Source organism: Streptomyces sp. F001, assembly GCF_004187715.1.
Taxonomy (GTDB): domain Bacteria; phylum Actinomycetota; class Actinomycetes; order Streptomycetales; family Streptomycetaceae; genus Streptomyces; species Streptomyces flavusporus.
In genome coordinates this window covers 45344-57745 of sequence record NZ_QZWF01000018.1, presented here as the reverse complement: position 1 = coordinate 57745, position 12402 = coordinate 45344, and the positions used below count along the sequence as shown (strand labels likewise).

Here is a 12402-nt window from a genome sequence, read left to right as displayed (position 1 = left end):
AGGGAATCACCTCGTACGGCGGAGTCGAAGAGTTACATCATCTGCGCGGCTGGGCGTCCAGGACCTGCTGGAGCGCCTCGAACTCCTCGACGCACTTGCCGGAACCGAGCGCCACGCTGTCCAGCGGGTCCTCGGCGATGTGGATCGGCATACCGGTCTCGTGGCGCAACCGCTCGTCCAGGCCGCGCAGCAGGGCGCCCCCGCCGGTCAGCACGATTCCGCGGTCCATGATGTCGCCGGACAGCTCCGGCGGACACTTGTCGAGCGTCGTCTTCACCGCGTCCACGATCGCGTTGACGGGCTCCTCGATCGCCTTGCGTACTTCGGCGGCCGAGATGACGACGGTCTTGGGCAGTCCGGAGACGAGGTCCCGGCCGCGGATTTCGGTGTGCTCGTCGGAGTCGAGTTCGTACGCCGAACCGATCGTGATCTTGATCTGCTCGGCCGTGCGCTCACCCAGCAGGAGCGAGTACTCCTTCTTGATGTGCTGGATGATCGCGTTGTCCAGCTCGTCGCCCGCGACGCGGATGGACTGGGCGGTGACGATGCCGCCGAGGGAGATGACCGCGACCTCCGTGGTGCCGCCGCCGATGTCCACCACCATGTTGCCCGTGGCCTCGTGGACCGGCAGGCCGGAGCCGATGGCGGCGGCCATGGGCTCCTCGATGATGTGCACCTGGCGGGCGCCGGCCTGGGACGACGCCTCGATGACGGCACGGCGCTCGACGCCCGTGATACCCGAGGGCACACAGACGACGACCCGCGGACGAGCCAGATACCGCCGCTTGTGGATCTTCAGGATGAAGTAGCGGAGCATCCGCTCGGTGATCTCGAAGTCGGCGATCACGCCGTCCTTCAGCGGACGTACGGCAACGATGTTGCCCGGCGTGCGCCCGATCATCTTCTTGGCTTCGGCACCGACCGCGAGGATGCCACCGGTGTTGGTGTTGATCGCGACGACGGACGGCTCGTTGAGTACGATCCCGCGACCCCTGACGTACACCAGCGTGTTGGCGGTCCCGAGGTCGACAGCCATGTCACGGCCGATGAACGACATTGAGTTCCCCATCAGGATTCGTCTGGCCTTCCCACGGAGCTTTTGAGGGCTTTTCAGGTCGGCGAAGTGGGTTGCTGTGACGTGAAGGCTTCTATCGTAGACGCGCCTTCCCGCACTGTGCGCGAGGGTCTTCGCCATTGTCGGCAGATGGCGTGTCGCCTCGCTTGTGGAGACGGGCCATCGGGGGCACTCGTTCCCCCGATCGGCACGTGTATGCCGGGGGACGACCGGGAATACACGGCCGTCCCAGGTCAGGCGTATGGGAAAGGTGACGGTCCCTCAGAAGGACCCTCGGTGAATTCGTTCCGCTTCTACGGCGACCGGTCAGGCGCGACCGGGAAAGAAGATCTTCACCTCGCGTTCGGCGGACTCCTCGGAGTCGGAGGCGTGGATGAGGTTCTCACGGACGATCACGCCGTAGTCACCGCGGATGGAACCGGGCGCCGCGGCGATCGGGTCGGTCGGACCGGCCAGCGCGCGCAGGCCCTCGATGACCCGCTCACCCTCGACGATCATCGCCACGACCGGGCCCGAGGCCATGAACTCCACCAGCGGCTCGTAGAAGGGCTTGCCCTTGTGCTCGCCGTAGTGCTGCTCCAGCGTCTCCTGGTCCAGGGTGCGCAGCTCCAGCGCGGTGATCTGCCAGCCGGCCTTGCGCTCGATACGGCTGATGATCTCGCCGGTCAGGCCGCGACGGACGGCGTCGGGCTTGAGCAGGACGAGGGTCCGCTGGGTCACGACGGGGCTCCTTCGAAGGAAAAGGTGTGCGGGGTGGGGATGAGGCTACAGGGCTGGTCCCGGCGCCTGTTACACAGCGTCAGCCGAAGAGCCGGCCTGGGCCGCGAATCGTGCTTTGGCCTCGTCGATCTTCCTGCCGTAGTGCACCGACGCCCACCACAGCGCGGCGAACATCGCACCCATGAAGAACATGGTCGGGACGACGAAACCGGAGGCGATCAGACCGATCTGCAGGGCCCAGCCGAGGGCCACGCCGCCCGGCCGGGTGACCAGACCGCACAGCAGCAGACACAGGAACATCGCGATACCGCTGACCGTCCAGACCGTCGACGTCGACAGGTCGGGGTCCTTCATCGCGACCAACCCGGCGAAGCCGATGACGAAGAACTCGCCGATCAGGGTCGAAGCACAGAGCGTACGCACGAGAGTCAGCCCCTCCCCAGGAGCAGTCGGGCCTCGCCGACGGTGATGACGGAGCCGGTCACGAGCACGCCGCCACCCGCGAACTCGCCCTCCTCCTCGGCCAGGGTGATGGCGGCCTCCAGCGCGTCCGGCAGCCGCGGCTCGACCTGGACCCGCTCCTCGCCGAACACCTCGACGGCGATCGCGGCCAGCTCGTCGGCGTCCATCGCGCGATGGCTGGAGTTCTGTGTGACGACGACCTCGGCGAAGACCGGCTCGAAGGCCTCCAGCAGCCCGCGTGCGTTCTTGTCGCCGCTCGCGCCCACGACCCCGATGAGCCGGCTGAACTGGAAGGCCTCCCCGATCGCCGTGGCGGCCGCGCGGGCCCCCGCCGGATTGTGCGCGGCGTCCAGCACGACGGTCGGCGACCGCCGTACGACCTCCAGCCGCCCCGGCGAGGCGACGGCGGCGAACGCCTTGCGCACCGTGTCTATGTCGAGGGACTCGGCCCGCTGGGCGCCCACCCCGAAGAAGGCCTCGACGGCGGCGAGCGCGACGGCGGCGTTGTGCGCCTGGTGGGCACCGTGCAACGGCAGGTACACCTCGGTGTACTCACCGCCGAGCCCGCGCAGGGTGACGAGCTGTCCGCCGACGGCGACCTGCCGGTCCACCACCCCGAACTCGAGCCCCTCCCGCGCCACGGTCGCATCGACCTCGACGGCCTTCTTCAGCAGCACCTGCGCCGCGTCCACCGGCTGCTGCGCCATGATCACGGTCGAGCCGGGCTTCACGATCCCGGCCTTCTCGGCGGCGATCTCACCGGGCGTGGTACCGAGCCGGTCGGTGTGGTCGAGGTCGATCGGCGTGACGACGGCGACGTCCCCGTCGATCACGTTGGTGGCGTCCCAGGAGCCGCCCATGCCCACTTCGACGACAGCGACATCGACGGGCGCGTCGGCAAAGGCGGCGTACGCCATGCCGGTCAGCACCTCGAAGAAGGACAGCCGGAACTCCTGCTGGGCGTCGACCATCTCGATGTACGGCTTGATGTCGTGGTACGTCTCGATGAACCGCTCGGCGGAGACCGGCGCCCCGTCGAGGCTGATCCGCTCGGTGACGGACTGCACGTGCGGCGACGTGTACCGCCCGGTACGCAGCTCGAAGGCGCCCAGCAGGGCCTCGATCATGCGGGCGGTGGAGGTCTTGCCGTTGGTGCCGGTGATGTGAATGGAGGGGTACGACCGCTGCGGCTCCCCGAGCACATCCATCAGCGCGGAGATCCGCGCGACGGAGGGCTCCAGCTTGGTCTCGCCCCAGCGCGTGGCGAGCTCCGCCTCGACCTCCCGCAGCGCCTTGTCGACCTCGGGATCCTCCGGCCGCCCCGGCACATCGGCCTGCGGCGGACCGCCCTGCGTCCGCAGGGTCCGGCTGCCGGCCTCGATCACGGCGAGATCGGGGTCACGCTCGGTCTCGGCGGCGATGATCTCGTCAAACGCCTCAACGGGATCGGGCTGCTCGCTACTGTCATCCGGGGGGAGCTCACTCACAGGGCCAGTCTACGTACGCAGCACACCACACCCAGCTGCGGGCAGCCGCGCCACACCCAGCTGCGGGCAGTCGTGCCGCTGGGGCGGCACGGGTGGGCGCAGCGGCACCCCGTCAGCGCCGGGCCGCGCAACGCCCCCCGGCCCAGCACGAGGCCCCCGGAACCAACCAGCTCCGGGGGCCTGCACCGACGTAAAACCACCGCCCTACGCCGAAGGCAACCGCTCCAGCTGCGCCTGAATCCGCGCAATATCCTCATCGGCCTTGGCCAGCCGCCCCCGGATCTTGTCCACGACATGATCCGGCGCCTTGGCCAGAAACGCCTCGTTCCCCAGCTTCGCCGTAGCCTGCGCCTTCTCCTTCTCCGCAGCGGCAAGATCCTTGGCCAACCGCTTCCGCTCCGCGGCGACGTCGATCACGCCGGACAGATCCAGCGCGACCTCGACCCCCGCCACCGGCAGCGTCGCGGTCGCCGCGAACCCCTCACCCTCCGGCTGGAGACGCAGCAACTGACGGATCGCGGCCTCGTGCGCGGCGAGGACCGAGCCGTCGAGGGCGAGACGGGCCGGAACCCGCTGACCGGGCTGCAGCCCCTGGTCCGCCCGGAACCGCCGCACCTCGGTGATGACGGCCTGCAGCGTCTCGATCTCCCGCTCGGCGTCCGCGTCCCGGAACCCGCTGTCCTTGGGCCACTCGGCGATGACCACCGACTCACCACCGGTCAGCGTCGTCCACAGCGTCTCCGTGACGAACGGAACGACCGGGTGCAGCAGCCGCAGCGTGACGTCCAGGACCTCACCCAGAACCCGCTTGCTGACCTCGGCCGCCTCACCGCCGCCGGCAAACGTCGTCTTGGACAGCTCGACGTACCAGTCGAACACCTCGTCCCACGCGAAGTGGAACAGCGCGTCGGACAGCTTCGCGAACTGGTAGTCCTCGTAGTACGCGTCGACCTCGGCGACCACCGAGTTCAGTCGCGACAGAATCCACCGGTCCGTCGACGACATCTTCGACGCGTCCGGCAGCGGACCCTCCACCGTCGCGCCGTTCATCAGCGCGAAGCGCGTGGCGTTCCAGATCTTGTTGGCGAAGTTCCGGGACCCCTGGACCCAGTCCTCACCGATCGGGACGTCGACGCCGGGGTTGGCACCACGCGCGAGGGTGAACCGGAGCGCATCGCTGCCGTACTTGTCCATCCAGTCCAGCGGGTTGACGACGTTCCCGAAGGACTTCGACATCTTCTTGCCGTTCTGGTCACGGACCATGCCGTGCAGGGCGATGGTGTGGAACGGCGGGGTGCCGTCCATCGCGTACAGCCCGAACATCATCATGCGGGCGACCCAGAAGAAGAGGATGTCGTAGCCGGTGACCAGGACGGAGTTCGGGTAGAACTTCGCGAGGCTCTCGGTCTGCTCCGGCCAGCCGAGCGTGGAGAACGGCCACAGGCCGGACGAGAACCAGGTGTCGAGGACGTCGGAGTCCTGCCGCCAGCCCTCACCGCTCGGCGGCTCCTCGTCGGGACCGACACAGACGACCTCGCCATCGGGCCCGTACCAGACCGGAATCCGGTGACCCCACCACAACTGCCGCGAGATGCACCAGTCGTGGAGGTTGTCGACCCAGTCGAAGTACCGCTTCTCCATCTCCTGCGGGTGGATGGTGACCTTGCCCTCGCGGACCGCGTCACCGGCGGCCTTGGCGAGCGGCCCGACCTTGACCCACCACTGCATGGAGAGCCTGGGCTCGATGGTGGTCTTGCAGCGCGAGCAGTGGCCGACGGAGTGGACGTACGGCCGCTTCTCGGCGACGATCCGGCCCTCGGCGCGCAGCGCGGCGACGATCGCGGAGCGGGCCTCGAGCCGGTCCAGGCCCTGGAAGGGGCCGTGGGCGGTGATGACGGCGTGCTCGTCCATGATCGTGACGGCCGGCAGGTCGTGCCGCTGGCCGATCTCGAAGTCGTTCGGGTCGTGCGCCGGGGTGACCTTGACGGCACCCGTGCCGAACTCGGGGTCGACGTGCTCGTCCGCGACGACCGGGATGGAACGGTCGGTCAGCGGCAGCTTGATGAGCTTGCCGACGAGGTGCCGGTACCGCTCGTCGTCGGGGTGGACGGCGACGGCCGTGTCGCCGAGCATCGTCTCGGCACGGGTGGTGGCGACGACGATGGTGTCGTCCCCGTCCCCGTACTTCATGGAGACCAGCTCGCCGTCGTCGTCCTGGTACTCGACCTCGATGTCGGAAATGGCGGTGAGGCACCGGGGACACCAGTTGATGATGCGCTCGGCGCGGTAGATCAGCTCGTCGTCGTAGAGCCGCTTGAAGATGGTCTGAACGGCCTTGGACAAGCCCTCGTCCATGGTGAACCGCTCACGCGACCAGGCAACGCCGTCGCCGAGGCGCCGCATCTGCCCGGAGATCTGCCCACCGGACTCGGCCTTCCACTGCCAGACCCGCTCGACGAAGGCCTCGCGTCCCAGGTCGTGCCGGGACTTGCCCTCCTTCGCAAGCTCCCGCTCGACGACGTTCTGCGTGGCGATACCGGCGTGGTCCATGCCGGGCTGCCACAGCGTCTCGTACCCCTGCATCCGCTTGCGGCGGGTGATGACGTCGATGAGGGTGTGCTCGAAGGCGTGCCCCAGGTGCAGGCTGCCCGTGACGTTCGGCGGCGGGATGACGACGGTGAACGGCGGCTTGTCGCTCTTCGCGTCCGCCTCGAAGTAACCCCGCTCTACCCAGCGCTCGTACAGCGCCCCCTCTACCTCGGCCGGCGCGTACTGGGTCGGCAGTTCGGTCGTGGGCGCTGATGGCTGCTGCTGAGCGTTGTCGGTCACGGGCTCAGTTTAGGGGTGTCGCGGGCGTGTCCCGAAACGGGATTCTTCTGTAACGGTGCGCCCCCCGATGCCGTGCGTGCGCTGCGTTTGCGCCAAGATGTCGTGAACACATAAGCATCTGGAGGGGAACCCAGAAATGAGCTACAACCAGCCGGGCCCGTACGGCGGGCAGCCCCAGCAGCCCGGACCGTACGGCCAACCGGGTCCGTACGGCCAGCAGCCGCAGGCCCCCCAGCCCGGCTACGGCTACCCCCAGCAGCCTCCGCCGCCCAGCCGGCTACGGCTACCCGCAGCAACCCCCGCAGGGCGTCCCGCCCCAGCAGCCCCCGTACGGCCAGCAGCCCCCTACGGCCAGGCCCCGTACGGCACCCCGATGCCCCCGGCCCGGGCGGCGGGAAGAAGACGGGCCTCATCATCGGCGCGGTGGCGGTCGTGGCGGCGATCGGCGTCGGAGCGTACTTCGTGATCGGCGGGGGCGGCGGCGCGGGCGGCCTGGAGGACGACGGCGCGCACAAGCTGACGACGCCGGCGACCGCGCTCACCGAGTACAAGCGGGTCGGCGAGGGCAACCAGGTCAGCGACTCCGACACCGCGAAGGACATGGAGAAGAGCGGCGTCAAGAGCGGTACGGCCGTCGTCGGGCAGTGGTCGACCGCCGACTTCAGCAACTACGACCCGCAGGACCCCTCCACCATTCCCGACCAGTCCGAGCTGCTGACCGCCAAGGGCTTCACGATGGTGGGCGGTTACGGCGAGATCGCCGACCCCCAGACCGCCCTGGACAAGTTCTTCGCCTCCATCCAGAAGGAGGTCAAGGAGTCCTCCTCAAGTGACTCGAACACCATGCAGAACGCGGAGCTGGTCGGCGAGCCCGAGGAGGTCGAGATCGACGGCGCGGTCGCCAAGTGCCAGTCGACCAAGAGCACCAACGCGCTCACCAAGAAGGAGTCGACCGACTGGTTCTGCGCCTGGGCCGACTACAGCACGGTCGCCATGGTCTCGCCCGGCGACAACACCAGCACGGGTGTCGACAAGGACACCGCGATCGACATCACCACCAAGCTGCGTGAGGAAGTCCGCGTCAAGGCCTGACACCCGCTCAACGCCGAAGGGGCCCCGGTCGGTTGACCGGGGCCCCTTCGCTTGTCTGCTCTGCTGCTGCGGCGTTACGCCGACTTCTGCTCGCCCGTCCCCCGCCCCCGCGCATCCCGCGGGATCAGGGTCGGGTTCACGTTCGAGTGGACGACATCCGCCGTGATGACGACTCGGGCGACATCCTTGCGGGACGGGACCTCGTACATCACGGACATCAGGACTTCCTCCATGATGGCGCGCAGGCCTCGTGCGCCGGTCTGGCGGAGGATGGCCTGGTCGGCGATGGCCTCCAGGGCCTCGCGTTCGAAGTCCAGTTCCACTCCGTCGAGTTCGAACAACCGCTGGTACTGCTTCACCAATGCGTTGCGCGGCTCGACCAGGATCTTGAGCAGGGCCTCGCGGTCGAGGTTGTGGACGGAGGTGATGACGGGGAGGCGGCCGATGAACTCGGGGATCATGCCGAACTTGACCAGGTCCTCCGGCATGACGTCCTCGAACTGGTCCTTGGCCTCCAGCTCCCGCTTCGAGCGGATCGTCGCGCCGAAGCCGATGCCCTTCGCGCCGGCCCGGGACTCGATGATCTTCTCCAGACCGGCGAAGGCGCCACCGACGATGAACAGGACGTTCGTCGTGTCGATCTGGATGAACTCCTGGTGGGGGTGCTTGCGGCCGCCCTGGGGCGGGACCGAGGCCGTGGTGCCCTCGAGGATCTTCAGGAGCGCCTGCTGGACTCCCTCTCCGCTGACATCCCTGGTGATCGACGGGTTTTCGCTCTTTCGGGCCACCTTGTCGATCTCGTCGATGTAGATGATGCCCGTCTCGGCCTTCTTGACGTCGTAGTCCGCCGCCTGGATCAGCTTCAGCAGGATGTTCTCGACGTCCTCGCCGACATAGCCGGCCTCCGTCAGCGCCGTGGCGTCGGCGATCGCGAACGGGACGTTCAGCATGCGGGCCAGGGTCTGGGCGAGGAGGGTCTTGCCGGAGCCCGTGGGGCCCAGCAGCAGGATGTTGGACTTCGCCAGCTCGATGGCGTCGTCGCGGCCCTGGGCGCCGCCGTTCTCACCGGCCTGGACACGCTTGTAGTGGTTGTACACCGCGACGGAGAGGGCCTTCTTGGCGGGCTCCTGGCCGACGACGTACCCCTCGAGGAACTCGTAGATCTCGCGCGGCTTGGGCAGTTCCTCCCAGCGCACCTCGCTGGTCTCCGCGAGCTCTTCCTCGATGATCTCGTTGCAGAGATCGATGCACTCGTCGCAGATGTACACACCGGGGCCTGCGATGAGCTTCTTGACCTGCTTCTGGCTCTTGCCGCAGAACGAGCACTTGAGCAGATCGCCGCCGTCACCGATGCGTGCCACGGTGTGCTTCCCCTTCGCCTGGGAGACGCCTGGACGCAATGAGTCCAGCGGCTCCTGGTGCTGCCTTATGTCCGACGGTACCTTGCCGAGCCCCCCGTTCGGGCCCCCCTTGGCACGGTTCACTTTGACGTGCACCTTGCGATGCACGGTGACACAGCGCGCCAAGGGGCGGCAGACGATACAGGATCCGCGTCAGCGGACCGACTCGTTGTTCATCTTGCGTGTGGAGATGATCTGGTCGATCAGACCGTACGCCAGCGCGTCCTCGGCAGTGAGGATCTTGTCGCGCTCGATGTCCTCACGGATCTTGTCGATCGACTGGGTGGAGTGCTTGGCCAGCATCTCCTCCAGCTGCGAGCGCATCCGCAGGATCTCGTTCGCGGCGATCTCCAGGTCGGACACCTGGCCACGGCCGGTCTCGCTGTACGGCTGGTGGATCAGCACACGTGCGTTCGGCAGCGCCATGCGCTTGCCGGGCGTGCCGGCGGCCAGCAGGACGGCGGCGGCGGAGGCCGCCTGGCCCATGCAGACCGTCTGGATGTCCGGCTTCACGAACTGCATCGTGTCGTAGATCGCCGTCAGCGCGGTGAAGGAGCCGCCGGGGCTGTTGATGTAGACCGAGATGTCCCGGTCGGGGTCCATCGACTCAAGGCACAGCAGCTGCGCCATGACGTCGTTGGCGGAGGCGTCGTCGATCTGGACGCCCAGGAAGATCACGCGCTCCTCGAAGAGCTTCGCGTACGGGTCGTACTCGCGAATGCCCTGGGAGGTGCGCTCGACAAAGCGCGGGATGACATAGCGGGACTCGGCCGCCGGGCCGGTGTACTCGGCACGCGTACGGTCGTAGAGGCCGCTGCCGGGGAAGTCGTTCACGGTGTCTCCTGAAGGGGGCTGGAGCGGTGGCTGGGGGCTGAAGGGACCGCGGGGGCCTTTGCGGGCCCGAGCGGCCCTTAGGAGCCGCCTCCGGTGCCGCCGCCGCCCGGCATGTGGGCCGCCGTTGCGATCACGTCGTCGATGAGGCCGTACTCCTTGGCCTCATGGGCGTCGAACCAGCGGTCGCGGTCCGAGTCGCGGGTGATCTGCTCGACCGACTGGCCGGTGTGCAGGGCCGTGAGCTCGGCCATGCGCTTCTTGGTGTGCAGCAGCCGCTCGGCGTGGATCTTGATGTCCGAGGCCGAGCCGGCCAGGCCGGCGGACGGCTGGTGGATCAGGATCTCGGCATTGGGCAGGGCGAAGCGCTTGCCGGGAGTGCCCGCGCTGAGCAGGAACTGCCCCATCGAGGCCGCGAGGCCCATGGCGATCGTCACCACGTCGTTCTTGATGAACTGCATCGTGTCGTAGATCGCCATACCGGCCGTGATCGATCCGCCGGGGCTGTTGATGTAGAGGTTGATGTCCTTGTCCGGGTCCGCGGCAAGGAGCAGCAGCTGTGCGGTGATCTTGTTCGCGATGTCGTCGTCGACCGGCTGGCCGAGGAAGATGATTCGCTCGTTGAGCAGCCGGTTGTAGACCTGGTCGCCGAGGCCACCACCGATGGAAGGCTCGCCGGCGGCGGAGGGCATCAGATTCGTCACGTATCCACCTGCTCGTCTTACGACGGCGCCGGGCCGTCTCACGTTTCCCTGCGGGGGGCCTCCGGCGGGTTCGCCGAGTTCCCTGCCCCCGTATTCATGGACCCTAACGCGGTGACCCTGCGGTGCAATCCCGGTTCAGCCGGTGTTCGCTGTGAGCGCATGGTTCGCCGGGCTTCCTCACCGTGGCTCCGCCGGATTGTGGGCGGCTGCGAGTCCGATGTGGCTGATCGCGCAGTTCCCCACGCCCCCTTTAAGGGCATTTCCCTCACCGTACGACGAAAGGCCCCAGGGCGCGTTGTGCGCCCCAGGGCCCCTCGTACGACGTTCAGGCGCCGTGGGCTCAGCCCTCGGTCTTCTCCTCGGCCTCGGCCATGCCCTCGGCGGCCTCGACCGTCTCGGTGGCGGTCTCGACCTCGTCCTCGTCCTCCAGGTCCACGATCTCGCCGTTGGTGTCCTTGACGGTCGCGGCCTCGACGACGACGGCCAGGGCCTTGCCGCGGGCGACCTCGCCGACCAGGAGCGGGACCTGGCCCTGCTCGACGACGGCCTGCGCGAACTGGTCGGGGGACATGCCGGAGGAGGCCGCGCGCCGCATGAGGTGCTCGGTGAGCTCCTCCTGGTTGACGTTGAGCTTCTCCTGCTTGACGAGCTCGTCGAGCACGAACTGGGTCTTGATGCCCTTGACCGCGGCCTCGCGGGTCTCGGTCTCGAACTCCTCGGCGGTCTTGCCCTGGATCTCCAGGTACTTGTCGAGGGTCAGGCCCATCTGGCCGAGCTGGTGGTGCTCGAGGTTGTGCTTACGGGTGTTGATCTCGTCCTCGAGCAGCTTCTCGGGGACGGGGACCTCGACCAGCTCGAGCAGCTTCTCCAGGACGCGCTCCTGGGCCTGCGTGGCCTGGTCGAACTGCTTCATGTTCTCCAGGCGCTTGCGGCTGTCGGCCTTCAGCTCCTCGAGGGTGTCGAACTCGGAGGCGAGCTGAGCGAAGTCGTCGTCCAGCTCGGGCAGCTCGCGCGCGGCGACCTGGGTGACCTTGACGGTGACCTCGGCCTCCTGGCCGGCCGCGGAGCCGCCCTTGAGCTCGGAGGTGAAGGTGGCCTCGCCACCGGCCTCCAGGCCCTTCACGGCGTCGTCGATACCGTCGAGCAGCTCGCCGGAGCCGATGGTGTACGAGACGCCCTCGGCCACGCCGTCCTCGAGGACCTCGCCGCCGACCTTGGCCTCCAGGTCGATCGTGACGACGTCGCCGTCCTCGGCGGCGCGCTCGACCGGGGAGGTGGACGCGAAGCGCTCACGCAGCTCCTCGACCGCCTTGTCGACGTCCTCCTCGCTGACCTCGACGGCGTCGACCTCGACCTCGATGCCGGAGTAGTCCGGGATCTCGATGGCCGGGCGGATGTCGACCTCGGCGGTGAAGTTCAGCGTCTCGCCGTCCTTCAGCTCGGTGATGTCGACCTCGGGCTGGCCCAGCACGTCGATCTCGGCCTCGTTGACCGCCTCCGTGTAGAACTTCGGAAGCGCGTCGTTGACGGCCTCCTCCAGCACGGCGCCACGGCCGAACCGCTGGTCGATGACCCGGGCCGGGATCTTGCCCTTGCGGAAACCCTTCACCGTGACCTGCTGGTTGATCTTCTTGTACGCCGCGTCGAGGCTGTCCTTGAGCTCCTCGAAGGGCACCTCGACAGTGAGCCGAACCCGGGTCGGGTTCAGGTTCTCCACGGCGCTCTTCACGGTTCGGTCTCCTTGTGGCTGACTTCTCGGGTTCTGCCGGGACCCGACGGGTCCGGCGGATGTGGCCGCCCGG

General features: G+C 68.0%; 9 protein-coding genes and 1 pseudogene. 1 reads left to right on the top strand and 9 read right to left on the bottom strand.

Annotation, left to right across the window (positions count from 1 at the left end; translation table 11 throughout):
- Nucleotides 1-37: 37 nt before the first annotated feature.
- From StrepF001_RS35745 to StrepF001_RS35725, 5 genes are all read right to left on the bottom strand, one after another.
- Complete coding sequence (locus StrepF001_RS35745) at nt 38-1057, bottom strand: rod shape-determining protein (RefSeq protein ID WP_129802332.1); 1020 nt, start codon at nt 1055-1057, stop codon at nt 38-40.
- Nucleotides 1058-1381: 324 nt separating this feature from the next.
- Complete coding sequence (gene ndk, locus StrepF001_RS35740) at nt 1382-1795, bottom strand: nucleoside-diphosphate kinase (protein WP_129802331.1); 414 nt, start codon at nt 1793-1795, stop codon at nt 1382-1384.
- Between the two features lie 69 nt (nt 1796-1864).
- Nucleotides 1865-2218: a DUF4233 domain-containing protein gene (locus tag StrepF001_RS35735; RefSeq protein ID WP_129802330.1), complete on the bottom strand. Its 354-nt coding sequence runs from the start codon at nt 2216-2218 to the stop codon at nt 1865-1867.
- Between the two features lie 5 nt (nt 2219-2223).
- Nucleotides 2224-3744 (bottom strand): folylpolyglutamate synthase/dihydrofolate synthase family protein, encoded by a 1521-nt coding sequence (locus tag StrepF001_RS35730; RefSeq protein ID WP_129802329.1) that lies wholly within the window; start codon nt 3742-3744, stop codon nt 2224-2226.
- A gap of 204 nt (nt 3745-3948) precedes the next feature.
- Nucleotides 3949-6573: a valine--tRNA ligase gene (locus tag StrepF001_RS35725; RefSeq protein WP_129802328.1), complete on the bottom strand. Its 2625-nt coding sequence runs from the start codon at nt 6571-6573 to the stop codon at nt 3949-3951.
- A gap of 136 nt (nt 6574-6709) precedes the next feature.
- Here StrepF001_RS35725 and StrepF001_RS35720 point away from each other — a divergent pair.
- Nucleotides 6710-7665, top strand: a pseudogene (locus tag StrepF001_RS35720) (hypothetical protein).
- A gap of 74 nt (nt 7666-7739) precedes the next feature.
- Here the strand turns inward: StrepF001_RS35720 and clpX are convergent.
- The 4 genes from clpX to tig form a co-directional block, all read right to left on the bottom strand.
- Complete coding sequence (gene clpX / locus StrepF001_RS35715; RefSeq protein ID WP_129802327.1) at nt 7740-9026, bottom strand: ATP-dependent Clp protease ATP-binding subunit ClpX; 1287 nt, start codon at nt 9024-9026, stop codon at nt 7740-7742.
- A gap of 192 nt (nt 9027-9218) precedes the next feature.
- The gene (locus StrepF001_RS35710; RefSeq protein ID WP_129802326.1) at nt 9219-9899 is read right to left on the bottom strand and encodes an ATP-dependent Clp protease proteolytic subunit; all 681 of its coding nucleotides are present in this window, start codon (nt 9897-9899) and stop codon (nt 9219-9221) included.
- A 77-nt stretch (nt 9900-9976) separates the two neighbouring features.
- Nucleotides 9977-10588, bottom strand: a complete 612-nt coding sequence (locus StrepF001_RS35705) for an ATP-dependent Clp protease proteolytic subunit (RefSeq protein ID WP_165396475.1) — start codon at nt 10586-10588, stop codon at nt 9977-9979.
- A gap of 352 nt (nt 10589-10940) precedes the next feature.
- A complete protein-coding gene (gene tig, locus StrepF001_RS35700) occupies nt 10941-12329 on the bottom strand; it encodes a trigger factor (protein WP_129802324.1) in 1389 nt (462 codons plus the stop codon).
- Nucleotides 12330-12402 lie beyond the last annotated feature (73 nt).

Excerpts from the sequence above, each read along its gene's own strand:
- StrepF001_RS35745 (WP_129802332.1), bottom strand. The coding sequence starts at position 1,057 with ATGTCGTTCATCGGCCGTGACATGGCTGTCGACCTCGGGACCGCCAAC.
- StrepF001_RS35705 (WP_165396475.1), bottom strand. The coding sequence starts at position 10,588 with ATGCCCTCCGCCGCCGGCGAGCCTTCCATCGGTGGTGGCCTCGGCGAC.